At 70.0% G+C, this 25,864-nt stretch carries 19 protein-coding genes and 3 pseudogenes; 5 read left to right on the top strand and 17 right to left on the bottom strand.

Going from position 1 to position 25,864, the window contains the following annotated elements; all coding sequences use genetic code 11:
- Positions 1 to 181: 181 nt before the first annotated feature.
- The 3 genes from dapF to miaA form a co-directional block, all read right to left on the bottom strand.
- The gene (gene dapF, locus ACWC0C_RS03335) at positions 182 to 1,057 is read right to left on the bottom strand and encodes a diaminopimelate epimerase (RefSeq protein ID WP_449200403.1); all 876 of its coding nucleotides are present in this window, start codon (positions 1,055 to 1,057) and stop codon (positions 182 to 184) included.
- Between the two features lie 56 nt (positions 1,058 to 1,113).
- Entirely contained in the window at positions 1,114 to 1,752 is a 639-nt protein-coding gene (locus ACWC0C_RS03330) for a hypothetical protein (RefSeq protein WP_449200473.1), read from the bottom strand.
- 107 nt (positions 1,753 to 1,859) lie between these two features.
- Positions 1,860 to 2,798 (bottom strand): tRNA (adenosine(37)-N6)-dimethylallyltransferase MiaA, encoded by a 939-nt coding sequence (gene miaA, locus ACWC0C_RS03325; RefSeq protein ID WP_449200402.1) that lies wholly within the window; start codon positions 2,796 to 2,798, stop codon positions 1,860 to 1,862.
- Between the two features lie 184 nt (positions 2,799 to 2,982).
- Between miaA and ACWC0C_RS03320 the strand changes: the two genes are divergently transcribed.
- Both ACWC0C_RS03320 and ACWC0C_RS03315 read left to right on the top strand, forming a co-directional pair.
- The gene (locus tag ACWC0C_RS03320) at positions 2,983 to 3,276 is read left to right on the top strand and encodes a hypothetical protein (protein ID WP_450861229.1); all 294 of its coding nucleotides are present in this window, start codon (positions 2,983 to 2,985) and stop codon (positions 3,274 to 3,276) included.
- 24 nt (positions 3,277 to 3,300) lie between these two features.
- On the top strand, positions 3,301 to 3,585 hold the full coding sequence (locus ACWC0C_RS03315) for an antitoxin (protein ID WP_449200400.1): 285 nt from the start codon (positions 3,301 to 3,303) through the stop codon (positions 3,583 to 3,585).
- A 544-nt stretch (positions 3,586 to 4,129) separates the two neighbouring features.
- On the opposite strand, the gene ACWC0C_RS03310 is transcribed toward ACWC0C_RS03315, so the two are convergent.
- The 4 genes from ACWC0C_RS03310 to ACWC0C_RS03295 all read right to left on the bottom strand — a co-directional run bounded on the left by ACWC0C_RS03310 (position 4,130) and on the right by ACWC0C_RS03295 (position 9,441).
- On the bottom strand, positions 4,130 to 4,843 hold the full coding sequence (locus tag ACWC0C_RS03310; RefSeq protein WP_450861227.1) for a class III extradiol dioxygenase subunit B-like domain-containing protein: 714 nt from the start codon (positions 4,841 to 4,843) through the stop codon (positions 4,130 to 4,132).
- A 40-nt stretch (positions 4,844 to 4,883) separates the two neighbouring features.
- On the bottom strand, positions 4,884 to 6,413 hold the full coding sequence (gene miaB, locus ACWC0C_RS03305; RefSeq protein WP_449200704.1) for a tRNA (N6-isopentenyl adenosine(37)-C2)-methylthiotransferase MiaB: 1,530 nt from the start codon (positions 6,411 to 6,413) through the stop codon (positions 4,884 to 4,886).
- Between the two features lie 89 nt (positions 6,414 to 6,502).
- Positions 6,503 to 7,699, bottom strand: a complete 1,197-nt coding sequence (locus tag ACWC0C_RS03300; protein ID WP_450861226.1) for an ABC transporter substrate-binding protein — start codon at positions 7,697 to 7,699, stop codon at positions 6,503 to 6,505.
- Positions 7,700 to 7,854: 155 nt separating this feature from the next.
- Positions 7,855 to 9,441, bottom strand: coding sequence for an AMP-binding protein (locus tag ACWC0C_RS03295; protein WP_450861225.1), 1,587 nt, complete (start codon positions 9,439 to 9,441; stop codon positions 7,855 to 7,857).
- Positions 9,442 to 9,689: 248 nt separating this feature from the next.
- Here ACWC0C_RS03295 and ACWC0C_RS03290 point away from each other — a divergent pair, with 248 nt between their 5' ends.
- Positions 9,690 to 11,021 carry a hypothetical protein gene (locus ACWC0C_RS03290; protein ID WP_450861224.1) on the top strand — a complete coding sequence of 444 codons (1,332 nt, stop codon included), beginning with the start codon at positions 9,690 to 9,692 and terminating at the stop codon, positions 11,019 to 11,021.
- Positions 11,022 to 11,061: 40 nt separating this feature from the next.
- Here ACWC0C_RS03290 and ACWC0C_RS03285 read toward each other — a convergent pair whose 3' ends face one another.
- From ACWC0C_RS03285 to cynR, 9 genes and pseudogenes are all read right to left on the bottom strand, one after another.
- A complete protein-coding gene (locus tag ACWC0C_RS03285) occupies positions 11,062 to 11,754 on the bottom strand; it encodes an HAD family hydrolase (RefSeq protein ID WP_450861708.1) in 693 nt (230 codons plus the stop codon).
- Positions 11,755 to 12,186: 432 nt separating this feature from the next.
- A pseudogene (locus ACWC0C_RS03280) lies at positions 12,187 to 13,152 on the bottom strand (NB-ARC domain-containing protein); the annotation flags it as partial.
- Positions 13,153 to 13,455: 303 nt separating this feature from the next.
- Positions 13,456 to 15,750 (bottom strand): annotated as a pseudogene (locus tag ACWC0C_RS03275) (SAV_2336 N-terminal domain-related protein); the annotation flags it as partial.
- Between the two features lie 38 nt (positions 15,751 to 15,788).
- On the bottom strand, positions 15,789 to 16,877 hold the full coding sequence (locus ACWC0C_RS03270; protein WP_449200708.1) for an AAA family ATPase: 1,089 nt from the start codon (positions 16,875 to 16,877) through the stop codon (positions 15,789 to 15,791).
- The gene (locus ACWC0C_RS03265; protein ID WP_450861221.1) at positions 16,877 to 18,754 is read right to left on the bottom strand and encodes a VMAP-C domain-containing protein; all 1,878 of its coding nucleotides are present in this window, start codon (positions 18,752 to 18,754) and stop codon (positions 16,877 to 16,879) included. The genes ACWC0C_RS03270 and ACWC0C_RS03265 overlap by 1 nt, the downstream gene beginning before the upstream one ends.
- An 80-nt stretch (positions 18,755 to 18,834) precedes the next feature.
- Complete coding sequence (locus tag ACWC0C_RS03260) at positions 18,835 to 19,227, bottom strand: CU044_2847 family protein (RefSeq protein WP_450861219.1); 393 nt, start codon at positions 19,225 to 19,227, stop codon at positions 18,835 to 18,837.
- Positions 19,228 to 19,363: 136 nt separating this feature from the next.
- Positions 19,364 to 19,885 carry a hypothetical protein gene (locus ACWC0C_RS03255; RefSeq protein WP_449200711.1) on the bottom strand — a complete coding sequence of 174 codons (522 nt, stop codon included), beginning with the start codon at positions 19,883 to 19,885 and terminating at the stop codon, positions 19,364 to 19,366.
- 113 nt (positions 19,886 to 19,998) lie between these two features.
- Positions 19,999 to 21,912: pseudogene (locus tag ACWC0C_RS03250) on the bottom strand (diguanylate cyclase domain-containing protein); the annotation flags it as partial.
- 215 nt (positions 21,913 to 22,127) lie between these two features.
- A complete protein-coding gene (gene cynR, locus ACWC0C_RS03245) occupies positions 22,128 to 23,036 on the bottom strand; it encodes a transcriptional regulator CynR (protein WP_450861217.1) in 909 nt (302 codons plus the stop codon).
- A gap of 125 nt (positions 23,037 to 23,161) precedes the next feature.
- On the opposite strand from cynR, the gene ACWC0C_RS03240 reads away from it, so the two are divergent.
- Both ACWC0C_RS03240 and cynS read left to right on the top strand, forming a co-directional pair.
- A complete protein-coding gene (locus tag ACWC0C_RS03240; RefSeq protein WP_450861215.1) occupies positions 23,162 to 23,755 on the top strand; it encodes a carbonic anhydrase in 594 nt (197 codons plus the stop codon).
- Positions 23,756 to 23,866: 111 nt separating this feature from the next.
- Positions 23,867 to 24,337, top strand: coding sequence for a cyanase (gene cynS, locus ACWC0C_RS03235; RefSeq protein WP_449200714.1), 471 nt, complete (start codon positions 23,867 to 23,869; stop codon positions 24,335 to 24,337).
- Between the two features lie 36 nt (positions 24,338 to 24,373).
- Here cynS and ACWC0C_RS03230 read toward each other — a convergent pair whose 3' ends face one another.
- Positions 24,374 to 25,861 (bottom strand): hydrogenase large subunit, encoded by a 1,488-nt coding sequence (locus ACWC0C_RS03230; RefSeq protein WP_450861213.1) that lies wholly within the window; start codon positions 25,859 to 25,861, stop codon positions 24,374 to 24,376.
- Positions 25,862 to 25,864 lie beyond the last annotated feature (3 nt).

Below are 25,864 nucleotides of genomic sequence, written 5' to 3'. Positions count from 1 at the left end.
CCCACCACGTGCGACCGACCGCCTCTCGCCGAGCGTGAAACGGATCACCCATTCGAGCGACGCAAAGGAGGTTTAGCTTTTGCGCCACATGCCCTGGCGTCGTCCGCGGTTTCGAACGCCCGCGTACGCAGAAACTGCTGATCCGGCGTCCGGAGAACAGCCCCCTCGTAGTTTCGCGACGTCAGCCGAGCGCGTTTTCCAGCCATTCGCCGTCGATCTCGCCCTCGGCGACGATCACGGCCGGTCCGGTCATCTCGATCCCGCCGTCGGGCCGTTCGGTGATGACGAGGCGTCCGCCGGGCAGGTCGACGGTGTACGTGGCCGGGGTGCCGGTGACGGCCGGGTCGGCGCCGTCCCGCCGGGCGGCCGCCACGGCGACGGCACACGCGCCCGTGCCGCACGAGCGGGTCTCGCCGGAGCCGCGCTCGTGCACGCGCATGGCGACATGGCGCGGACCGCGGTCGACGACGAACTCGACGTTGACGCCGTCGGGGTAGGCGGCGGCCGGGCTGAACGGCGGCGGGTCGTACAGGTTGCCGGCCTGCGCGAGGTCGTCGACGAAGGCGACCGCGTGCGGGTTGCCCATGTTGACGTTCCGCGCGGGCCAGCTGTGCTCTCCGACGCTCACCGTGACCTCGCCCTCCGGCAGGCGGGCACGGCCCATACCGACGGTGACGTCACCGTCCTTCGCGATGTGGACGGTCTTCACGCCCGCGCGCGTGGCGATCGCGAGGTCGCCTTCGCCCACATATCCGGCGTGCTGGAGGTAGCGCGCGAACACACGGACTCCGTTGCCGCACATCTCGGCGACCGATCCGTCGCCGTTGCGGTAGTCCATGAACCACTCGGCCTCGGCCGCCATCGGCTCGGCCTCCGGGTGCGTGGCGGAGCGCACCACGTGCAGCACCCCGTCGCCGCCGATACCGGCCCGGCGGTCGCACAGGGCGGCGACGGCGGCCGGGGACAGGTCGAGGGCGTTCTCCGGGTCCGGGACGATCACGAAGTCGTTCTCGGTGCCGTGGCCCTTGAGGAAGGGGATGCGCGTGCGCGTGCTCATACTTCGATCGTAAGCGACGGTGGAACTCACCCCTGAGGGGCGGGGAGGGGCGCGCCTCAGCGGAGCCTTGCCACTCGCCAGACGGCGAGGACCACCACCACGGCCACCAGCAGGACGTAGCCGAGTACGACCCGCCAGTCCGGCCGGCGGCCCGAACCCCGCACCGGCAGGCCCGGCCAGGTGTAGCCCACCCGGCGGGCGGCCATCATGCCCCAGCCGGCGGCGCAGGAGCAGATCAGCAGGCCGAGCATGGCGATGACGGCGCCGCTGTCGCCGAAGTCGAAGGCGAGCGGGAAGGCGAACATCAGGGAGCCGACGGCGGACAGTCCCACGATCGGGGCGAGCTGCCAGATGCGCAGCCGGCGCTGCGGACGCAGCTCGACCTCGACCTCCGGGCCGCTCTGGTACATCTCCTCCGGCTCCGGCCCGTCGTCGGTCACGCCGTCCGGGGTCTCGTCGGGGCCGTCGTCGGTCAGCCGGGCTTCGGTGAGCGGGTCCTCGGTGAGCGGGTCCTCGGCCGGCCACTCGCCGCCCAGCCGGTCCCCGGCCAGGAGGTCTCCGCTCGGGCGCCCTTCGGGCACGCGGGCCGCGCCCAGGCAGTCGTCCGCCGGGCGGGCCTGCGCCGGGACCTGTTCGTCACTGTCGGTGGTGACATGCTCGGCACTTTGTGCGGTGTCGCGAGGGCCGGCCTCCATCGCCACGCGCCCTCCCAACTAGGCTCCACTTGGTCGATCGAAGCTCGATGATGGCACGGCACCGAAGGCCGCGATGACCGGCGGAGCATCCCGATGCCATGACGTGATCAGGCTGTGACCGGTCGTTCGACCAACGCCAGGGCCTGGTGCGGAAGTTCTCCGCGATCCGCCACGGCCCCACTCAACCAGTGCACCCGGGGATCGCGCCTGAACCACGAATCCTGACGGCGCGCGAAGCGCTTGGTCGCACGTACGGTCTCGGCCCGCGCTTCCGCTTGCGTGCACTCCCCGGCGAGCGCCGCGAGGACCTGCTGGTAACCCAGCGCGCGCGACGCCGTGCGCCCCTCGCGCAGCCCCTGCGCCTCCAGTGCGCGCACCTCGTCCACGAGGCCCGCCTCCCACATCCGGTCGACGCGGCGCGCGATGCGCTCGTCCAGTTCCGGGCGAGCCACGTCGACACCGATCTGGACGGTGTCGTAGACGGAGTCGTGGCCCGGCAGGTTCGCGGTGAAGGGCCGGCCGGTGATCTCGATCACTTCCAGCGCCCGGACGATACGGCGGCCGTTGCTCGGCAGGATCGCGCGGGCGGCGTCGGGGTCGGCCGCGGCCAGCCGGGCGTGCAGGGCGCCGGAGCCGCGCAGCCCCAGCTCCTCCTCCAGCCGGGCCCTGACCTGGGGGTCGGTGCCGGGGAACTCCAGGTTGTCGACGGCCCCGCGGACGTACAGGCCGGAGCCGCCGACCAGGATCGGCCAGCGGCCCTCGGCGAGCAGTGCGTCGATCCGGGCGCGGGCCAGTTTCTGGTACTCGGCGACGGAGGCGGTGACCGTCACGTCCCAGATGTCGAGCAGGTGGTGCTCGATGCCGCCGCGCTCCTCGGGCGTCAGCTTGGCGGTGCCGATGTCCATCCCCCGGTACAGCTGCATGGAGTCGGCGTTGACGACCTCCCCGCCGAGCTGTTGGGCAAGGAAGACGCCGAGATCGGACTTTCCGGCCGCGGTGGGTCCGACGACGGCGATGACGCGGGGGGTGGAGGGTGCGCTGCTCACCGCACCAGTCTCGCAAACCTCCTGGCCCTCCCCCGAACGAGTTACGTGACAGGCGGGCTCCCGGGTCGTTGCCCGTGGCGAGATACCGCCCTCCGGCGCGCCGGAGGGCGGTGACCCGGGCGGTGCAACCGTACGCACCGGGTAACGCGGGAATTCGCCCGCACGAGTACCGTATGGAGTGGATATGGGCGTTTTTGCACGACTCCTCGGCAGGTCGAAGGCGACTGCGGAGGCGTCGGCCGCCGAGGCGCAGGCCGGCACGGAGCCGGGAGCGGCCGAGGCGGAGGAAGCGGAGTCGGCGGAGGCGAAGGCGGCCGAATCGGCTGAGGCGAAGGGTTCGGCCGAGGACGGGAGCGAGGACGTGGCGGCGCGATCGGACGCCGGTACGGACGACGCGTCCGACGGTTCCGGCATCCCCAAGCAGCAGTCCGCCGAGGAGGCCGCCGACAACGAGGCCGGCGAGGGCGCCCGCAGGTAACTGCCCCGCGAGGGAAGGTGGACCATGGGTGTGTTGGACAACATGAAGGCCAAGCTCGGCCCGGCCAGGGACAAGGTGTCGGACCTCGCGCGGCAGCACGGGGACAAGGTCCAGCACGGTCTCGACAAGGCCGCGAAGGTCGTGGACGACCGGACCAAGCACAAGTACAGCGACAGGATCCACGCCGGCACCGGCAAGGCCAAGGAGGCGATGGACCGCCTCGCCCACAAGGAAGGTCCCGGCCCGCACAAGGCCACCGGCGGTCCGACGCCCCCCACCAGGCCGGAGGGGCCGCCACCGGCTTCCTGAGTCTCCCCAACGGCATGCGGACCGACGGACGGCCCCGGAGCCCAACGGCTCCCGGCCGCCCGCCGGTCGCACGTGCGCATGAACTACGGGCGTCTGGGACCGGCTGCCGTGACCGGGTGGCACGACCAGCTGCCGTGACCCGGATGGCGTGACTCGGGTGGCGTGACTCGGGTGACGTGACCGAGCGCCGCAACCGGATGGCGTGACCGGCTGCCGTGACCCGGTGGCATGACCGGCCGCTGTGACCCGGGCGCCGTGACCCGGATGGCACAACCGGCCGCCGTGACCCGGGCGCCGTGACCCAGGTGGCACACCGACCGCCGTGACCGTGCCGCCGTGACCCGGATGGCACAACCGGCCGCCGTGACCGGGGCGCCGTGACCAGCTGCCGTGACCCGGGTGCCGTGACCCCGGATGGCGTGACCCAGATGGCGTGACCGAGCGCCGTGACCGGGCGCAGTGACCCGGATGGCGTGACCGGCTGCCGTGACCCGGGTGACGTGACCGGCCGCCGTGACCAGGTGGCGCCATCAGGTTGTGCCGGCTAGGACCAGGTCGCGACCACGTACCCCACCCCGTACGGCGCGTCCTCGTACAGCAGCGTGCCGCGGAGGTTCGCGGCCTCGGCTGCGCCGGCCAGGATCTGCCAGGGGGCTCGGCCGGAGGCCTTCAGCTCATGGGCCAGCTCGGCGTCCAGTGCCTCGACGGCAGCCACGTCCGCCGCGCCCAGCGCCCGCGCGACCTCCGCGTCGAAGGGTGCCGCCCGCTCGTCGAGGTAGCCCGGCGCCTTGACCGTGCGGCACGCGCTGGCGTCTCCCATCACCAGCAGCGCCACCCGACCGGCCCGGGCACCGAGCTCCCTTCCGGCCGCGATGCACCGCTCGGGCGCGAGCGTCTCCCCGACGCCGAGTCCCTCGATCGGGGCATCCGCCCAGCCGGTCCGCTCCAGCAGCCAGGCGCCGACGGCCAGCGACGGCGGCAGCTCGCGCCCGGGAGGGGTGGCCGTGGCGGGGCCGAGGTGTACGTCCACCTCGACGCCGAATCCGCGGAAGGATCCCGGGGTGCCCTGCGGAAACGATCCGCGTCCGCTCTGCCCGGCGGGCCCGACGACCACCAGGAGGTCCGGGCGGGCGGCGGCGAGCACACCGAGCGCGTCCGAGCAGGCCGCGCGCGCGGCGTCCATCTCGGGCGCGGCGCCCGCGGCGACCTCGGGCACGAGCAGCGGGGGGCAGAGGCAGACTGCGGCGGCGACGAGCATGATCGGCAGAGTACGCCGTACAGCGGCCGTCGGCCGATCCTCAGTCGCAGCCGCAGCCGCTTCCCGACGCGACCGGCAGCGGCTCCGGCACCCCGATCTTCGGCAGGCCCAGCATGACGCCGGCCGGCTTGGCGGCCTCGGCGGCGTTGCGCTTCTCCCAGGCGTCTCCCGCGCGCGTGCGGCGCACGGAGAGGGCGGGGCCCTCGGCGAGGAGGTGGTGCGGGGCGGCGTACGTCACCTCGACGGTGACGACGTCACCGGGGCGGACCTCCTGGTCCGGCTTGGTGAAGTGGACGAGCCGGTTGTCGGGGGCACGGCCGGAGAGCCGGTGCGTGGCGCCGTCCTTGCGGCCCTCGCCCTCGGCGACCATCAGCTCCAGCGTGCGGCCCACCTGCTTCTTGTTCTCCTCCCAGGAGATCTCCTCCTGGAGGGCGACGAGCCGCTCGTAGCGCGCCTGGACGACCTCCTTGGGGATCTGGTCCTCCATGGTGGCGGCGGGGGTGCCGGGCCGCTTGGAGTACTGGAAGGTGAAGGCCTGCGTGAAGCGCGCCTCGCGGACGACGTGGAGGGTCTGCTCGAAGTCCTCCTCCGTCTCGCCGGGGAAGCCCACGATGATGTCGGTGGTGATCGCGGCGTGCGGGATGGCGGCGCGGACCTTCTCGATGATCCCGAGGTAGCGGTCCTGCCGGTAGGAGCGGCGCATCGCCTTCAGGACGGTGTCCGAGCCGGACTGGAGCGGCATGTGCAGCTGCGGCATGACGTTCGGCGTCTCGGCCATGGCGGCGATGACGTCGTCGGTGAAGTCGCGCGGGTGCGGGGAGGTGAAGCGGATCCGCTCCAGCCCCTCGACCTTGCCGCAGGCGCGCAGCAGCTTGCTGAAGGCCTCGCGGTCGCCGATGTCGGAGCCGTAGGCGTTGACGTTCTGGCCGAGCAGCGTGATCTCGGAGACGCCCTCGGCGACCAGTGCCTCGACCTCGGCGAGGATGTCTCCGGGGCGGCGGTCCTTCTCCTTGCCGCGCAGGGCCGGGACGATACAGAAGGTGCAGGTGTTGTTGCAGCCGACGGAGATCGACACCCAGGCCGCGTAGGCGCTCTCGCGGCGGGTCGGCAGGGTGGACGGGAAGGCCTCCAGCGACTCGGCGATCTCGACCTGCGCCTCCTCCTGGACGCGGGCGCGCTCCAGCAGGACGGGCAGCTTGCCGATGTTGTGCGTGCCGAAGACGACGTCCACCCAGGGCGCCTTCTTCACGATGGTGTCGCGGTCCTTCTGCGCGAGGCAGCCGCCGACCGCGATCTGCATACCGGGGCGGCTCGCCTTCCTGGGCGCGAGGCGGCCGAGGTTGCCGTAGAGCCGGTTGTCGGCGTTCTCCCGCACGGCGCAGGTGTTGAACACGACCACGTCCGCGTCCCCGTCCGCGCCCTCCGGGGCCCGCACGTACCCGGCGTCCTCGAGCAGCCCGGCCAGCCGCTCGGAATCATGGACGTTCATCTGGCACCCGTAGGTGCGAATTTCGTACGTCTTAGATGATCGAACGTCCACTGCCGGGCTCCGGTCGCTGCTGCTGGTCATGGGTTCAAGGGTAGGCGGTCCGCGGACCGTCCTGCCCACGCTCCCCAGCACAGGGCGGCTCTGCCGATCGGAGCAACGGTGGATCTTCACTACAAGAGGTCGGCGCGGGCGGTAACGCCTGTTCGGCGGCCGTCGGTCACGACGGCCAGTTCGTAGTCGTGGCGGCGGCCGGGCTGCCACTGCCCCCCGGCCAGCCGGATCGTGGCCACGCTGGGCACGGGTCCGGCAGTCCAGTCCAGCGGGCCCGCGATCGTGTCCAGGCGCGTTCCGGCAATCGCCTCGGCGAGGGCTGCGCGGTCGGTGGGGTCGGCGGCGGTACGCAGGGCGTGCCAGGCGACCTCGAAGAGCGCATACGCGAGTCCGAGAGGCTGCAGCCATTGGCGGCCGGTTCGCTGCTCGTAGGCCTCGGCCAGTTCCGCGGCCGTAGTGCCGTCGATGGACGAGCGGTAGGGGTGTGATGGCGTCCAGTAGACCAGGGTCGCCACACCCGCATGGGCGGGCCTGGTCCCCCGGGCCCGGGTGGTCGGCGGGTAGGCGAGCCAGCGCGAGCACGTGATCAATCGTGGCGGGCGCCCGTGCTCGGCGGCGGCCGCTCGGAACAGGGCGAGGTCCCGCCCGGTCGCCGCGCTGGTGACGATGTCCACGTCCGCCGCCCGGAACACCGCCAGGTGCCCGGCGAAGTCGGCAGACTGCTCGCGGTAGCCACCGGGGTCCACCAGGCGATGGCCACGTGCCGACGCTGCCGGGGCGAACCCCCGGTCCGGGTCACGGGACCAGGTGCCCTGCGGACCGTCGTTCCACAAGCACCCAACGCTGCGCCGACCGCCGCCGACCCGCTCCCACAGGTCCGCGAAGGTCTCCGCGATGTCGTCCAGGCCCCAGCAGAAGTGGTACGTCCAGCGAAAGCCGCATGCGTCGCTCGCGCCGCGCCCGTAGTAGTACACCTGCCAGGGAAACGTGCTCGACACGCACGGGACGCCCGCTTCCTCGCAGGCATCCGCCACGGCCGGCAGTACCTCGGTACCGGCCAGCGTCAGAACGATCCGCGCGTCCTCCTCGTCCACCAGCGCCCGCACCGCCTCCCGTCCGCCGGTGGCGGTGGAGCAGCTGTCACGAGCCACCACACGCACGGGGTGGCGCAAGGCGCCCCCGCCGACCGGGCGCAACTTCGGCGCCACGGTCTCCATGGCGAACGCCAGCGGATCACCCAACCCGGCCAACCGGCCCGTGCGCGCCACCACCACACCCACCGTCACGGGCTGCTCCGCCCTGCCGTACGGGCTCATCGACGGCCTCCTTGACGCCGGAGCCGGAGGACCGGCCGTACCAAATCACCTGAACAGCGAGTTGTGTGGCGTTCTGTGATCACCTGGGCATTGTGGCAGCGGCGTCACGGCACCAGCCTTGGGGTTCCATGGTGTTCAACCCCTCCGAGTGAATGTCACTGAATGGGCCGTTCCCGTTCTGTCCAGAAGGATGCCCGCAGCCTCCTCTTGTCCACCTTCCCCGTCGCGGTGAAGGGCAAGGACTGTGTGAAGGTCATGGACGACGGAGCGTAGGGGGGACCGAGTTCCCTCTCGACCAGCTCGCGCAACTCCGCTTCTTGAGCCGCGATGCCTGGGGCAGCGCCTTCGGCGGGCACGACGACCGCGTGGACGGCCTCGCCGTCTCGATCGTGCGGCACGCCGACGACAGCTACGGCGCGGACCGCCGGGTGACGGCTGAGGATCTCTTCGATGTCGCGGGAGTAGCAGATGAACCCCCGGAAGTTGATCACGTCCTTGTCCCGGTCGAGCAGGTACAGGTAACCGTCCTCGTCCAGGCGGCCGATGTCCCCCGTGCGCAGCCAGCCTTCCCGCAGCGCGCCGGCATCGGGTTCAGGGTGCTGCCAGTAACCGATCATGAGCTGCGGGGTACGGACCCAGATGTGGCCGGCCTCCCCCACGGGAAGCCGCTCTTCCTCGTCGGAGCGGACCTGAACGGCGACTCCCGGCTGTGGACGGCCGGCGGACAGCAGGCGTTCTCCGGGGCTTTCCAGCAATTCGTCGGGGCCGATGATGGAGATCAGCCCGGCCTCGCTCATTCCGTATGCCTGGTACAGCACTGGCCCGAACCGCTCCAGTGCCTGCCGTGTACGGGCGGTGGTGAGGGCCGAACCGGCGACGACAACGGCACGCAGACCGCTCAGGTCCGCGTCGGTCGCATCCGGGTGGTCGAGAAGTTCGTTCAACTGGGCGCTGTTGAGCAGCATCGCGGTGATGCGGCGCTGGTCGAGGGTTTCCAGCACCAGCCCCGGCTCGAAGGCATCGAGCAAGTGCACTGTGCCGCCGCTCAGCAAGGGCAGGGCCATGAAGTCCGTGCGCACCGGCGAGTTGCCGGGCTTGGGGACGAGGTATCGCTCCGCAGCGGCGGCCACGGCCGAGATGTGCCTGGACCAGCGACGCGGTTGCCACGCCCAATGATCGCTCAGCGCGCCGAAGGTGTGGCAACAGCCCTTGGAACGCCCCGTACTTCCGCTCGTATAGGCCAGGCGCGCGATGTCACCGAGCCGGCCACCGGCAGCCAGCGGCGTCGCGGGCAGAGGCCGGGCGCGCTCCACGAGGTCCTCGGCCTCCGTGGAAGGCCCCATGCTCAGGAGCAGGAGCCCCGTTTCTCGCGCGAGTTGAGCAGCGGCGCCCTGGTACGTCTGTGGGGAAAAGACCAGAGCGGCAGCCCGAGCCTCGCGCAGCATGGCGGCCTGCTGGACGGGCAGTCCCGGCTCCACCGGGATCAGCCTGCAGCCCGACAACGCGGCGGCCAAGGACACCAGGACCGTACCCGGCTGGTTGTCGGCCAGCAGAGCCACACCGTCACCGCGGCCCAGGCCGGCGTCGCGCAATGCTCGCGCCAGCCGGTAGACCTGCTGCAGAGCCTCGCTGTACGTGGTTGTGCGGTCCTGGTGAACGAACGCGACGCGGTCCGGGTAGCGGGCGAACCTCTCCAATGCCACGGTGGGATGCACGGACGGGGCGGAGGGTGTAGGTGTCATACCTGTCGAGAAGCTCCTTGGGGGATGCGGCCGGCGGACATGGCCGGCTTTGTTGTGATCACCGTGCCTTGATGGTTGCCGGTTCCGGAGCGACGTAGAGAGCTTGTTTCTCGCTCTCACTCCAATGCGGCAGCGATCGCACAGAAGTGCGGCACAGTGCCCGTCGGCCGTTTTCCCACACGCTCGCTTGCAGCACGGCGCTCCAGGGAAGCCTGCCAAGGCCGATGTCAGATCGATAAGGAGGCCGCGTGCACAACTCGGCCACGCGTCCGATGCAGCCCTCCGGTCCCGCGCCCGACGGCAATGGACGGCGACCGCAGCATCCGGTGGGCTTCTATCGTGATGCGGACCAGTTGTTCCGGGAAGGGGCTGGGGGTTCGCCCAGTCTGGGACAGTTATTGGCCCCGGCCCCGCTGATTCTCTCCCCGGCGGCATGGCAGCTGCGACAACGCCGTTTCGCGGCCATCGAGATCTTCTTCCAGGTGACGCGCGACCTCTTCGTCGCCTCCCTGCGGGGTGAGGCGGATCCGCGAATCGCCGGATTACTGATCAACGACTGCTCAGAGACCTACGGATTCGAGCACCACCGAAAACTGGCGGCTTCGCTCTTCACGACACCCTTGTTCTTCCGTACCGACGAGGCATCGGACGGGACCTTGTACGAGATTCAGTGTCCCGGGTCCGGCTGGGGCGAGTACGAGCTCATGCGCGATCTGTACGCACAGTACGGGTTGCCGGGAAGCCATGTCTCCCTTCCGAGCCTCGCCCACGGATTCGTGGAAGAGGTGACCGCGCTGGGGTTGGCCGACGCGCCGCTCCTGCACCTCACCGACAACGCCTCCGCGCCGGCCGGCGTCCGTTACTTCATCAACAGGACCCGGCCGGGCCTGCGCTACTTCGGATGGGACGCGGGTATCAAGTCCCTGGACTGCGGCCTGATCAGATCCCATTCCTTCCTCGGCGCCATGGCGGAGAACCTCGCCCCCCGCCGGCTCAAGGCCGCCGCAGACACCGGCGCCCCGGTCTACGACCTGCCACCTCACGTCGCCTTCGAGGAGAAGGCCCCCATGGTGCTGCCGTTCTGGTCTGTGACACGCGACAGCTTTCCTGACAGCGTCCGCGCTCTGTTCCCGCACACACAGCTCGTGACACCGGAAGGATTCGACATGCCGGACGGCGCCCACATCACACTCAAGCAATTCGCCGCCCTCCCCAAAAGCCGCCGCCACCACTATCTGAAGTACGCCGGTTCCGACCCCGCCTGGAACTGGGGCAGCCAGGCGGTCACCCGTCTCCACGGCAGCAGTACATCCACGCTGGCCGCCCTGGAGCGAGCAGCCGGTCAAACGGCCGCGGGCTGCCCATGGATCATTCAGCCCGAGCACACCCAGCGTGAGGCGGCCAGCTGGGTGGACCCCGAAACCGGCGAGACACGACACGGCGTCTTCCATGCCAAGCTGTCGGCGTTCTACGGCCCACGAGGGCTACTGGCCATGCTCGCGGAGTCCCGTAACCACACCAAGGTGCACTCCCAGGCTGACACCATCACGCGCATCTGCGCCGTTGACGCATCAAGCTAGAGCCCGCTGCCCAGCGACCCACGTTCGGTTTGCGAAGCCGTCAGGAGGCGCTCGCGCTCATGATGACGCGCAGAACAGACTCGAGGGAATGCACGATCACCTGGGCGCCTGCTGTTCGCAGCAGTTCCTCTTTTCGCTCGTTACGCGCATAGCCCAGGAAGGGAACGTCGGCACGTCGACTGGCCTCGAGGTCGGACGGGCTGTCCCCGATCGACAACGCGTCCTCCGGCTCCACGCCCATGGCTCTGAGGGCTCTGTTGAGGACAGAGGGGGCCGGCTTGAGATGGGCCAGATCCGTCGTGCGCCCATAGATGTGCGGCGTGAAAGCGTCATGGAGGCCACGGGACCTCAGATAGGTCATGACGGCTCTGGGAGAGTTGTTGGTCGTGATCGCGAGCCGCACTCCCATCGCCGTCCAGCTTCGGATCAGAGGGTCGGCGAAGGGGGTCGGCATGGCGCTGGTGACGGCTCTCAGCTCCTCGGCCGTCAGCCGCTCTTCCAGTTCCGCGACCAGGTCGCTCCCTGGATGGCGCCGTCCGACCGCGCGCATCACGACGTGCGGGTCCGGCGTGATGCTCTCTTCCTCCGTCAGCAACCCACGCAGTCCACGCCCCTCCAGCCAGTCGACGAGTTCCCCGGCGATCCGCTCGGCTGAGTGGCTCGCAAAGAGACGGCAGATCGGTCCATCGAAGTCGAACAACACGACACGCGCGCGAGTTACCAGGTTGGACAGCTCGTCTTGCGTCGCCTCCGGTCCGGGTGTCTCCTCAGGCTCAGCCGGGTACAGCCGCAGATACACCTGCTCGACCGCTTGCCAGGCCAGGGTTCCGGCACGGCCACTGCCGAGCGTGTCGAGATAGAACCGCAGCCCGTCCGGATAGGCGTCACACTCACGCAACGTCGCGTAGAGATCCTCCCTGGTCATCCCCGAGTGATCGACGTCGAGCGGCCCGAACCGCTCGGCGAACGCCTCGGCAGCCCGCCGCAGAGGGAGTCGGCGATCCAGCCCCGGAACGCGCGCGATCAGTCCCGCCAACTCCCAGAAAAGGTCGGTACGTGGCACGTGGTCGCTGACGGTAGTTCGCACTGGAGGCGGCGAGGGCAGTGATGTATCGCTGTTGTCACGGCCGCCGGCATGCGCAGACCCCGCCGGTCGGGATTGTGCTCCCGTCACGACACCTGCCCCGAACGCCCGCACCACGTCATGCACCCGCCAACGCGTGGCGGAGGCCGTCCCGTCGACGTCCCGCACCGGTGTGACGAGATATCGGGCGGCCAGTTCCTCCAGCCGGGACAACACGGTCACCGCATCTGTGTCGGTCAGAGCGGCGAGCGCCTCGGTACCGGTCTCCGGACCCGGAGCGAGGCAGAGCAGGCGCAGCAGCCGGGCCTGGTCGGGCGGCAATTGACGGTACGAGGTCTCCAGCACGGGACGCACGGTGAGTGAGCTTCCGTACGGGTCCGTTCCGGGGCCGGCACTGTCAGCGCCGGCGGCAGCCCCGGCATCCCGGATCTCGGCCACCAGAGAGGCAATGGCCCGATAGCGTCGCCGGTGCAGCATCCCCGCGGCGATCAGGAGGACAAGGGGCAAGTGGCCGCACAGATCGGTCAGTTCACGCAGCGCGTCCAATTCGCGGGCCGGGCGGTCGTCGCGTTCGTCGGTGTCGTGCAGGGCACGGGTCACGAGGGCGACGGAGTCGTCCGGGGCGAGTGTCTCCAGGTGGATGAGGCGTATCGGAAGGCGATCGCGACGGTCCCGGGAGGTGATGAGCACCCGGTGCCGGTCCGTGCCGGGCAGGAGCGGCAGGCACTCGGTCGGGTCCAACGCGTTGTCCAGGATCAGCAGCATCCGGTCCCGTCGGTCGGCGAGGAGCGCGCGGTATGCGTCGTACCGGCGCTCCGTCGTCGGCGGCAGATCCCGGTCCCGCACGCCGAGTGCGCCGAGCAGGGCCACAACCGCCTGATCAGCCTTGACCGGATCCTCGTCAGACCCGCGCAAGTCCACCAAGAGCGTCCCGCCCGGGAACCAACCCCGCGCACGAGCCCGGTGCGCCGCCTCCACCGCCAGCGCCGTCTTGCCGATGCCGCCCATACCCGTGACGGCGAGGATGTGGGCCGGGAGCGCAGCCAATGCGTCCTCGTCGGGTGAGAGCTGCGGGAGCAGGCGGTCCAACTCCGCCGATCGGCCGGTGAAGCCCGGGGGGCGGGGCGGCAGCGTGGTGGCCGCTCGCGGGACCGGGCCGTGAGCGGTGCTCTCGCCGCTACTGCGTCCGGTTGCCTTTCCGATGACGGGGCCATGGAAGGTGCCATCCCGGAAGTCAATGTGATCTCCGTCGTACGTGGCTCCGTCGTCCCCAAGCCGATGGGACCCCTGCTCGGAGTCGGAGGAAAGGGAGGATCCCTTGCGAGGCTGGTGTTTACGCAGCACCGCCGCCGTCACTGCGGCCGCATGACTGACGGCGAGCTGCTGTGCACCCGGGGCGTGGGCTCCGCTCTTGCCCCCGTCTGCCCGGTCGCTGATGCCCCGGATCACCAGGGTGTCCAACTGGCCGTTCAGATGGGCCACGTGGGCTGCCCCGGAGCCCCCCATCTCGATCGCGCCGACGTCGTCGTAGCTCCTGCGGAGGAGCTGGGCGATCTCGGACCCGGCTTCCGCCAGGACCACGTCCCCGGTGGCGATCGGCATGAAGTGCACCCGTACGTCGGGCACGTCTCGCACGGCGGAACGCGCCGCCTGTTGGAGCGCGAGCGAGGTCGGCAGGGCCCTCGGCCGGACGAGCAGACCCTCGGGTGTCTGCTTGCCGCCGTGTATCTCGTACACCCGCGTGCCCACGACGACGTCCCCGATCCCGACGTCGTCCTTCAGACTGCCGGCGACACCGATGAAGAACACGGCTTCGGGCTGCAGCCAGTCGATGAGAGCTGTGGTGAGAGCGGCGGACTGCGCGGCGCCCATGCCCAGTTCGGCGATGGCAACATGCCAGGAAGTACCTGGCAGTTGGCCCATCTCGACCAAGGTCCCGTTCCTCGGGTGCACGAACTTCCGTCGCTCCTCGACGTGCGCGCGGATGGCGTTGTACTCGAGACCGAGGGCGGTCAGGACGAGAACAGTGGATCGTGTTGCCGGTTCAGCGGGTTCTGGCGTGGGCTTCGTTGCCACGTCCGGCGTCGCCTGCTCGCGTAGTGTTGCCGACGCCGGACGTCTGCCTTGTCGCCGGCGTACCAGGTTGTGGACCTCTGCCCAGTGACGCGCGCCGGCCGGGAGGGTGAGCGTTCCGTCGGGGTCGGGCACAGTGGCCGTGAAGCGGGCGCTGACCGTCGGGGCGTTACGGTCCACGTACGCGGAGACGGTGGCGATCACTTCGTCGGCCTCGTCCCGGCGGAGGCCGCTCAGCAGGCGCTCACGTACGCCCGGAACGAACTCGTAGACCTGGCCCAGTGCATCGTCGGTGCGGTTGCCGCCGCGCACTCTCCGCAGGAGCCCGCTGTAGACGATCTCCGCCAGGTCGGACAGGGGACTGTCCGGCAGCATCGCGGACTGCACCGTACGCATGACCGCCAGATTGAGCGGGGCGGCCGCGAGGTACGCAGCGAGACGGAGGACACCGGGCTGCGCTTGGGCCCGGAAATCCTCGAACGTGACGCCCTGTCCGGGCACTTCGCTCATGTCGAGCACGCCGGAGTGGGGCCGCGAGCGTGCCGCAGATGCAGGCAGCAGTACCGCGGCGGCGTCGAACGCGGCAGGTTCCGCGATTGCGTGCGCCCACGGGGCAAGCCACTCGGGGCTGACTCCCAACACCGGTACGGGAAGAGCGCCCCGCTTCGGACCATCCGGGCGCAAGCCATAACCGGTGTACAGCAGGGTGGAGTTGGTCCCGCCCGCTTCCGTGCTGCGAAGGCGGACCGGCTCGGGCGCCAGGGCGGTCCGCTCCCACGCATGCTCAGGCAGTGCCTGGAGTATCGCCGTCGGGCCACTGGCTGCCCACTTTCGCAGCACCCCCCGCAGTACCTCGGAGCGCCAAGCCGGTGCCACGCCGTCCGTGAGGAGGAGGGTGACCGTGCGACCGGTGGAATCGACGGCTGAACTCGTCGAGCGCAGCCGATGCGGCGGGGTCACGGCACCGGCTCCGAGCCCTGGAGAGCCGTCGCTCCGTGCCAGGAGACGGCACAGGCGTACATCACGGAAGGCCCCGAGCTGTTGACACAGGGTGCGCAATTCGCGTGCGAGTGGCTCCCAGAAAATGCCACTCTCGCTGTACGCGTCCAGGACGATCAAGAGGTCGAGCCATCGGTCCTCGGCCGGTGTGAACACCGGGATCCAGTGGTGATGGTCGGCGATTCGGCTCGCAGTGGCATCCTCGTCGAGAACCGTGTTCACCGTGGAGGGGACACGGCGTTTGAGCGGGCGCAGGGCGCGCGCCAGTTCCCGACGGCGGGGCAGCGCCGCCGACCCGCCCACGCGAACCGGTGCCGCCTGCTCTGCCTGTGTTTCCGCCCCCTCGTTCGGGCAGCCGGGCCAGGGCAGATACAACCTCGTGGCCTCGGCATCGCCTCGGTCGGCGGCACTGGCCTCCGATGGCTCTGAGACCGGGGCGCTCCCCGTGGGGGACGGCGTTGCTCGGCCCTCCGGCGGCAATGTGACCGGCCCGTCCTGCCCGGTTTCTTCAGGCAAATTCCGTGCCAGCCAGATCAGTTCGGCAACTTCACGAGGTGTGGGCGGCTGCTCCACCGGAGTGATTCCAGCGAGCAACGAGCCGAATCGCTCGATCACGACTCCGCCGGTACCGTCACGTTGAGATGCTGGAACACCAATTCGGTGAGCCGGTCGAGGCTCGGCGCACCGTCACTTGTCGTACGGCTCACCAGATAGACGGCGTTGAGCAGCTGGTCGGTGGCCAGCTCGCCCGATTCGGCGTGTCGGAGAAACCTGCTGATGACTTCGTCGGCGTCCTCTGCCGCTGTCGGGAGATGCGCCCGCACGATCGTCCGCAGCCGTTCGTCGTTGTCGACAGCCGGAAGATTGAGCCGGATGCAGCGTCGCAGGAAGGCGGGCGGGAACTCACGCTCGCCATTGCTGGTGAGGATGACGAAGGGGAAGGTGCGGCAGCGCACCTTGCCACGCACGACCGTGACCGGTTCGCCGTCATCGGCAGGGCGGACCCGGACCCTCGGCTGCTTGTCGGTGACCCTGGAGAGCTCCGGGATCTCGAACATGCCTTCCTCGAAGACGTCGAGGAGATCGTTGGGCAGGTCGATGTCGCTCTTGTCGATCTCGTCGATGAGCAGGACGCGTGGTAGTGCGTACGGCGCCAGAGCGGTACCGAGCGGCCCGAGCCGCAGAAAGCGACCGACGTCCGTACCTCGTGCCGCCTCTGTGGCAGGATCCACGTCACGTTTTCCGGTCTCGTCGCCCTGCCCGCTCGCTTCTGCGGCACCACTTGCGGAGGCGCCGACCGCACGGTCGACTCCGGCGTCCTCCAGGCGGCCCAGAGAGTCGTACTGGTACAGACCGTCGCGCAATCCGGTTTTGCTGTTGATCGGCCAGCGCAGCACCGTGCCCAGCTTCAGTTCACGGGCGACCGCGTACGCCAGCGTGGACTTGCCGACGCCGGGATCGCCCGTCACCAACAGGGGGCGGCGTAGGTACAGGGCGGTGTTGACCGCCTCGATGGTGCCTTCCTCGGCCTTGTACGCGTCAGCCCTGGGGAGCCGTCGGTCCCCGTGGGCCTCGGCGTTCCGGTCGAACGGGGTAACTTCACCAGCGTGCTCGAAGTCCCGCCAGGGCGGCGGGTCCGGCAGGCGGTCGATGCCGTCGTGCGGTTCGCGCACGCCTTGGTAAATCCGCCACTCGCTCATCAGGGGCGTCCTTCCTGAGCCGGGGCCAAGGGAGATCGGGGTATCTGGCGTCGAGGGTCGTCCCACAGCAGAACGATGTCGTCGCCGAGATGCCCCTCCCTCGTCGGGGGCTTCCGCGCGTCGATGCGCAACCGGCGGATCCTCTCGGGCAGTTCGTCTCGCCGCGTGTCGTCCAGGGCGGCGCACAGTTCGGCGAAGAACCCGTTGCCGGGGCAGGTCAGACGCCCCGGCGCCCCGCACCGGCTGCCGTCATCCCGCTCGCAGGCCGGGCTGCCCCGCCGCCACATCATCATCGGGACTCCGGATGCGACGGCCACCTGGTAGGCATCCGAGACCGGCGGCGACTGCGGCGAGCCGGCGAGCGCGAGCGCGGCCAATGTCGGGTCGCTGTCGAACGTGGCGTCCAGCGCGGCCTGATGCTGATCGCCCTGTCCGCATACGCACACCATCATCTCGCTGACCGCCTTGCCATCCAGTTGGTGCCAGCGCTCAGCCCATGCCGCGTGCAACGACGGCGCCTCGTGTCGCTCGAGCGGGCGGACCACCACATGCTGTTTGCGGCCCAGTGAGAACCAGGGAAACTGCGGCCAGAGCGACAGATCGGCAAATCCTTCGTCGAGTGCCTCTTTCGGGAGGATCAACTCGATCAGACCGGGGCGGGTGACCCCGCCCATGATCTCGATCTGTTCGGGCAGCAGCGCCGCCAGATGCTCGATCGCCTGGTTCAGGGGAAGCGCGTCCGACTCCGGGGCAGCCGGATCAATATCGCTCTCTGAGCGGTAACGCCACACCATGACGTGGTACAGCCGCCGATCGCGCATGGAATGGCGGATCCGGCCGATGATCGATGACTGGACGGCCGACACGGGCCCCTCGGCCAGGCGCCGCTGGACCATCCCCCCGAGCCCGAGCCTGCCCGCCGTGATCAGCACCCGGTCGCGCAGCTGCTGCGCGGCGCCCTGACAGGCCGGACCAGCCGTCGCGGCCTTACGGGCGAGATCAGCGGCGAAAGCCAGCTCGTAGGGAAGTCGACCACCCTCGGGTGGCATCTGGGCGGCCAGCTCGGTGAAGACGTCACGGTGGTCCAGGAGGGGGAACGTCGCGGGCGGGAGGGCACCTTCGACGGCAGCCGCGAAGAACGCGGCGAGATGGCTGCTCGTACTCGGTCCCGTCGGCAGCTGGGAGAAGATCGCCAGCAGTTGCCGTCCCTCGGTGGGGCTGAGCACCGGGTCGGGTCCCACGTCGGCCCCTCCCATGTCGCACCCGATGACGTGGTCGGACAGGCGGGCCCACCGGTCGTCCTTCCCGTGGAAGGCATCGTGTGCCCGTATGAGGGTGCGGTAGACCTCCGCGTCCAGCAGCCTCAGCGCGCTTACGGGGGTACCCAGACCTCCCATGGAGGTGTTCCGCAGTCTGGTGGCCTTGACGATCGCGCAGACGCCGCCGGACTCATGGTTCAACACCGGGCCGCCGGACAGCCCCTGGTTGACCTCGCCGCCCACCAACTCCAGCATCGGGCCGCCATGCAGCTTCGTCGTGCCCCCGCGGATGAGGGCGGCGGAACGCTCGGCTGCGCTGCCGGACTCGTAGATGCCGGAGAAGCCGACCGCGGTCAGGCGGGCGTCGCGCGAAGGAGGGACGGTATCCAGCCAGACACACGGGTGATCCGCGGGTGCGTCGAGGAGCCGTACGACGGCCAGATCCGGATACGGCCACAACTCCCGGCCCTTGGCCGGGGCCGACGCGGTCAGCACGGTTCCTTCGAACTCGATGTCGTTCCAGAACACGGGTAACCCCGTGCCGGGCTGTGCCCCGGCCACATGGGCGCAGGTCACCACATAGCCCGGGGCGACGAAGAAGCCCGTCCCCTGCGTCACTCCGAGGACGCGCACGCGGCAGGCGCCCAGGTGTTCCTGAAGGAGTGACAGTGGCAAGGGCCTGCGCACGGCGGATGGCCTCAGTCCTGAGCCTGTGGCACCGGAGGTACGGTCGGGGGCTGTGCCGGCTGCGGTGGCACCACGGGTGCGGCGGGTGTAACGGGCAGCCCCTGGCCGGTCCAGGTCAAGGTCACCTTGAACGCCGCCTTGCCGCTACCGCCGACCAGGGCGGCGACAATGCCGTTTTCGCCGGCGGCCAGTTCCAGACCGAACTCGACACTGATCTCGTCAGGGCGGGCTGACGCCACGGCGCTGCGCACATTGCCGGCGATGGTCTGGAGGGACTCATGGAAGCCCTCAAGCTTTTCCGTGATCCGTTCGCCGAGACCGGAGTCGCTCGGTCCGTCAACCTCATCGACCGTTGCCCACATGACCTGATCATCCGGCATCTGCAAGCGCACGAGCTGCGACATGGCTCCCCCTCTGCCTCCTGTGCCGCGCAACGAACCACATGGTAGGGGCAGAGTGGCGACCTTATAGGCGGATCATTCCAATTGCCCCCGGCTTCAGTGGCGCGGCATGCCTCGCGCCACATCACCGTGGATGACGTCAAGGGACGGGTGGGGGCTGCGCCTGCTGGGCTGCGCTCGTCGTCGCGGCCCTGGCGCCCAAAGACACGGCCTTCATGTCATCAGCGTCGCTACGGCCCAGTGCGTACAACTTGCCCATGGCCACCAGGCTGGGGCCCCACAGAAGGGGCGAAAGCCACCATTTCTCCTTGGCCACGTATGCGCCGGCAAGAAGCATGGCGACACTGATCACGGCACTCAGGTACAAGCCGGTCATCCGGAGTGCGGCCTGGCGTTTTTCCCGCGCCAGTCGCACCATGCGTTCCGCGGTGGCCCTGGCGTTCTCTTCAGCGCGTGCGGTGGCCTCCCGCTGCATGTCCAGCTGTTTGAGCCGGATTTGATGCTCCCGTTTGAGCTGGGGTTCCAGGGCTTCGAAGGCAATTTTGAGTTTCTCCGGCCCACCAAGTGCGGCACCCCATTTCATGGCGACGTCCAGACCCGCCGAGACGACGGGGTCGTCGTGCGGGAGGGGCAGAGCACTGCTGCTTTCTTCCGTACTCACTGCCGGGCGCCTCCGTCGCCGTTTCCTGCTGGGGCGTATTCGAGTTCGATGGGCTCGGGAGGCGGCCCGAGACGGACAAGGAGCCTGGCGAGGGTGTGCTCCAGCGTCTCGCCGGCCGTTCGGGCCACCGCAGGGGTCTCGTCCTGCATATGCGGCGCGTACAGCTCGACCCGGTCCTTCCCCCAAGCCTTGGCGCGGTACGCGGCCAGGTCGGCGTTGAGCAGCAACTCGCCCGCCCCAAGGGCCGGTTCGGCGAAGGCGACGCCGATGGAGGCGGTGACCTCGATGTCGTTGCCGTCGATGGTGCAAGGCTGGGACAGGGTGATTCTCACCCGGTGGGCGAGCTCCAGGACGTGCTGTTCGCCGGCTGAGTGGTCGCGGCCGCTGTCGTCCACGATGAGAGCCGCGAACTCGTCGCCGCCGAGGCGGGCCGCGGTGTCCTCGTTCCCTACGATCTCCTTGAGTCTGTGGGCGGCCTGGACGAGGAGTTCGTCGCCCGCCTGGTGACCGAAGCGATCGTTCACGGACTTGAAGTCGTCGAGGTCGACAAAGAGCACGGCGATGACGTGGTCGTCGTCGCGGTGGCCGGACAGGGTCTGTTCGACGCGCTTGGTGAACAGGGCGCGGTTGGGCAGGTCGGTGAGCGGATCGTGTTCGGCGTTGTGCAGCAGCTGCGCCTGCAGGCGCACCCTTTCGGTCACGTCCCGGCTGTTGAAGATGAGGCCGCCGTGGTGGCGGCTGACGGTGGACTCGACGTTGAGCCAGCTGCCGTCGCCGGACCGGAAGCGGCACTCGAAGCAGGTGGTGGGTACTTTCCGGGAGCCGACGGCGAGGAAGCGGCGCACCTCGTAGAGGACACGGCCGAGATCGTCGGGGTGAATGAGCGCGGCGAGTTCGGAGCCGATCAGCTCATCGGCCTCGCGACCGAGAACATGGCTGACGGCCGGGGAGACGTACTGGAGGATGCCGTTGGGCGCGGCGATCATGATGACGTCGCCGGAGTCCCGCGCCAGGGAGCGGAAGTGGTTCTCCTTCTGCGCCAGTTCCTGGGTGAGGGTGATGTTGTCCAGCAGCATGACGCCCTGGCGCACCACGAGGGCGAGCACGACCGTGGCGCCGGTGAGAAGCACCACCCGGTCGACACTGCGGCCGTTGAGGACGTTGTAGAGGATCCCCAACGTGCAGACAGCGGCGGACAGATAGGGCGTTTGAGCTGCCGGCGACTTCCGCATCGGCTCCGTGGCCGGATACCAACCGCGACCATCGGCGGTCTCCTGATGCCCGTTCCGGGACGCGGCCCAGGGGGCGTATGCGAGGAGCAGGGAGCCGGCGAACCAACCCGCGTCGAGCAACTGGCCCGAGTGATAGCGGTTGTGCAGCAGCGGCGAGGTGAACAGGGCGTCGCACATCACCGTCAGCGCCAGCGCGCCGATGGCGGTGCCGACCGCCGTGCGGTTCACCGCGGAGCGCCGGAAGTGCAGGGTGAGCACCACGCTGACCAGGGCGATGTCCAGCAGCGGGTACGCCAGCGACAGCGCGGTGTGCGCCACGCTCGGTCCGCCCGACCGGGCCGCCTGGGCGAGCGCGAGGCTCCACGACAGCGTGAGCAGCGAGCCGCCGATCAGCAAGGCGTCCAGCGCCAGGCAGACCCAGCCGGTCTTCGTCACGGGCCGTTTGGCGAACACCAGGATTCCGACGACGGCGGGCGCCGCGAAGCACAGGAAGAACAGATCGGCGTAGCCGGCGTTGGGCACGGGCCGCTCGAGCACGACCTCGTACCATCCCCAGACCAGGTAGCCGAGGGCCGCCATCGCCGAGGAGAGGGCGAACAGCAGCCAGGCGGGGCGCAAGCGGACACCGGGGCTGCGCGCATAGAGGAAGCACGACACGGCGGCGGTGCCCGCCGCGGCGCTCAGGCCGAAATCCCCCATGAATAGGGCGACTCCGCTCGAGCCCCAGCCGAGTGCCGAACCGACGGAGTATCCGGCGCACAGCAGGACGAGGACGCGCAGTGCGTACCGCTGCATTCCGCTGCCGGGAGCCTCTGGATCTGGACGCGGCGTGGAAGCCGCGCTGTCGAATTCCGGTGGGCAATCCCTCGGTAGGAAGTGACGAGTGCCCACAGCGCCCCTTCAGTGCTACCTGCTCACTCGGTGACTTCGTCCTTGAACCTATGCGATGGGCTCGGCGCACGTGCGGTGCTGCCGGTTTCTCACCCGATCGAGCGAGAGCCAGGCCATTTTCAAGGGGCTGGGGTGTATCCGCGTGTGCGTACGAGGTCGTGGGTGAGGTGGGTGAAGGCGCGGGTGGCGGCGCTTTGGTAGGCGTCGGTGCGGCGGAGGAGGGTGACGGTGCGGGTGGGGAGGGTGGGGTCGAGCGGGATGGGGGTGAGGCGGGGGTGGTCGTGGGTGACGGCGTCGGGGAGGACGGTGGCGAGCGGGGTGTGCTGGACGACTTCGATGAGGGCCTGGATGGAATTGGCCTCGACGCCGATGCGGGGGCTGACGTGGTGTTGTTCGAGGTAGGCGTCGATGTGGCCGCGGGTGGCGAAGTCGGTGCTGAGCAGGGCCAGTTGGCGGTCGGCGAGGTCTCGCACCGGTAGCGGGCCGGGCCGGCCGGCGGCAGGGTGGTGGGTGCCGGCGACCAGGGTGAGCGTCTCGGTGAACAGGGCGGTGGCGGTGATGCCGGGCAGGTGGGAGCCCTGGAAGGCAATGCCGAGATCGAACTCGTCGGCGAGCAGGCCGGTTTCGATGAGGTCCTGGGCCGTCTCGCGCACGGTGAGGGTGATGCCGGGATGGCGGGTGTGGAGTTCCGCGGTGAGCGGGCCGACGAGGTAGGCCGTGAAGGTGGGCGTGACCGCCAGCCGCAGCTGCCCGCGGGAGAGGTCCTGCACGTCGTGGACGGCACGCTCGGCGGCGGCCAGGTCCCGCAGCGCGCTCCGGGCGTGGTGGGCGTAGGCCTCGCCGGCGTCGGTGAGGCGTACGGTGCGGCCGGTGCGGTCCAGCAGCTGCGTGCCCAGGGTCCGTTCGAGCTGCTTGATCTGCTGGGACAGCGTGGGCTGGGAGATGTGCAGGTCCTCGGCGGCGCGGGTGAAGTTGCCGTGATCCGCCACGGCGAGCAGATAGCGAAGGTGACGCAGTTCCAGGGCCATGGACCCGACTATAGATGAGACCAATAGCAGCCATGATTAATGCGTCTTGGACGCTATACATCGAGGTCATGCATGGTGGATCTCGCCGGGCCGCACGGGCCGGGCCGCCACGAAAGGAGTGACCCATGCATGACCTCGCCGAGGGCGTCGCGCGCTTCCAGCGGGACGTCTTCCCGGCCAAGAAGGAGCTCTTCGCCCACCTGGCCGACCACCACAGGCCCCACACGCTGTACATCGGCTGCTCCGACGCCCGCGTCGTCCCCGAACTGATCACCGGGTGCCGGCCCGGCGAGCTGTTCGTCGTCCGCACCGCCGGCAACCTCGTCCCCGCCTACACCCCCGGCGCCGACGGGATCGCGGCGAGCGTCGAGTACGCCGTCGCCGTGCTCGGTGTGGCGGACATCGTCGTCTGCGGGCACTCCGCGTGCGGCGCGATGACCACGCTCGCCCACGGTCACGACCTGAGCGATGCCCCGGCCGTCGCCGACTGGCTGCGGCTCGCCGACGCCTCGGTGGCCCGTACCGCCACCGCCGGGGACGTACCGGCCCTGGTACGGCAGAACGTGCTGGCTCAGCTGGCGAACCTGGCCACCCACCCGTCGGTCGCCCGCGCCCTGGCGGAGCAGAAGGTCACTCTGCGCGGCTGGGTCTTCGACATCGCCACCGGCCGCGTCGAGGAGATCAAGGCCACCGGCCCCGCCGCCCCACTCGCGGCCTGACCCCGGCTTCCCGGGCCGGCCCTGTCAGCGCGTCCCGGGACCGCCACCCCCGAACCCGCCCGCTGCCGCGCCCGATGCGCGCACGGGGCACACAGTGAAAGGAACCCACCCATGACGCACGCCCAGTTCGACCCCTCCGCCCGCCAGGCCCTGGCCGCTCAGGCCGTGGAGGCCAAGACCCGCAAGAACCTCTCCTGGCAGCAGATCGCCGACGCCGCCGGCCTGTCGGTCGCCTTCACCACCGCGGCCGTGCTCGGCCAGCACCCCCTGCCGGAGAACTCCGCGAAGGCGGTGGCCGGCCTGCTGGGCCTGGACGACGATGCGGCGATGGTGCTGCGGACCATCCCGACCCGTGGCTCGATCCCCGGCGGCATCCCCACCGACCCGACGATCTACCGCTTCCACGAGATGCTCCAGGTCTACGGCACCACCCTCAAGGCCCTCGTCCACGAGCAGTTCGGCGACGGCATCATCTCCGCGATCAACTTCAGGCTGGACGTGAAGAAGGTCGCCGACCCCGAGGGCGGCGAGCGCGCCGTCATCACCCTGGACGGCAAGTACCTGCCGACCAAGCCCTTCTGATCCGCGTCCCCTGGTACCGGCTTGAGGCCGCCCGCGTCACAGGTCGTTGCCGGCGTAGGAGAGGTTGAAGCTCTTGTTGGTGAGGGGGAAGTCCGGGACGATCGTGTCCGCCAGCGCCACCGGCAGCGCGGGCCAGTTGAAGAACGACGGGTCGACCGGCCGCACCCGGGCCAGCGTCCCGTCCGGGGCGAGTTCGACGCGGGTGGTGATGGTGCCCCGCCAGCCCTCCACCAGGCCCACGCCCGTGCCGGGACCGGTGCCGGTGCCTGGTGCGGGTGAGGGCGGCGGTACGGCGCCAGGCGTGCCGAGATCCTCGGCGAACCGTTCGATCAGGAGCAGGGACGTCTCGATCTCCTGGGCGCGGACGAGGAAGCGGGCCAGGACGTCGCCGCTGTCGTGCGCGGGTACGTCCAGCTGGGTGCCGTACTCCGTGAAGGGGTGTGCGGCGCGGGCGTCCTCGGCCAGTCCGCTGGCGCGGGCGACGTAGCCGAGGCAGCCGATCTCCCGGGCGGCGTCGGTCTTCAGGACGGCGGTCCCGGTGAAGCGGTCACGAACGGTGGAGTGGCCCAGGGCGAGGTCGGTGATCTCGCGGATGTCCTCGCCGATCGCCTTCAGGCGTCGTACGCCGGGCACGGACCGGAGGCAGGCGCCGCCGGGCAGGACGCCGCCGCGCAGCAGCCGGTGGCCGGTGACCTCCTTGTTGAGGCGCAGGAGTTGTTCCCGGATGCGCTGGGCGTGGGCGTTGAGGATGCCGTGGCCGACGTCGTTGCAGAGCATGCCGAGGTCGGCGACGTGGTTGTGGATCCGCTCCAGTTCCAGAAGCAGGGCGCGGGCCCGTCCGGCCTCGGCCGGGACCTCGGTGCCGGTGGCCTCTTCGACGGCCAGGCAGTACGCGAGGGCGTGGCCGACGGCCGTGTCGCCGCTGATGCGCTCGGCGAGCGGGAGCCCGGCGGCGACCGTACGGCCCTGGAAGAGTCCCTCGATGCCCTTGTGGACGAACCACAGGCGGGCCTTGAGCCTGAGGATGGTCTCCCCGACGACCGAGAAGCGGAAGTGGCCGGGCTCGATCAGCCCCGCGTGCACCGGGCCGACGGGGATCTCGTACACGCCCTCGCCCTCCACTTCCAGGAAGGGGTACGGGCCTTCCTGCTCACCGAAGGGCGGCGGCGGGCCGGCGTCGGGGCGCATCGGGTACCAGCCGCGGGGCCAGTGGAAATGGCGTACCAGGCGGCGTGGGAGGGGGTGGTCCAGGGGGACGACGCCGTGCACGTCGCGCATCTCCCGCTCGAACCGGCCCGCGGGGAAGGAGACAGGGGCGAGCGTCGGCACTTCGGGCCGGCCGGGGTCGAGGCGGACGTGGAGTTCGGTGCGGGTGTCGGGCGGCCCGGCGACGAAGAGGTACACCACGCGGACGGCGTCCGGGTCGTGGTGGGCGGCGACCAGGGCGAGGCGGTGGCCCGCGCGCAGCAACGCCTCTGCCCGCTCGGCCAGTTGGGTGGTGTGGACGTCGTGGACGGTGCGCATCGG

The organism is Streptomyces sp. NPDC001709 (assembly GCF_053596375.1).
The sequence above is the reverse complement of the archived record's forward strand: the minus strand, read 5'-3'. Positions and strand labels throughout refer to the sequence as shown.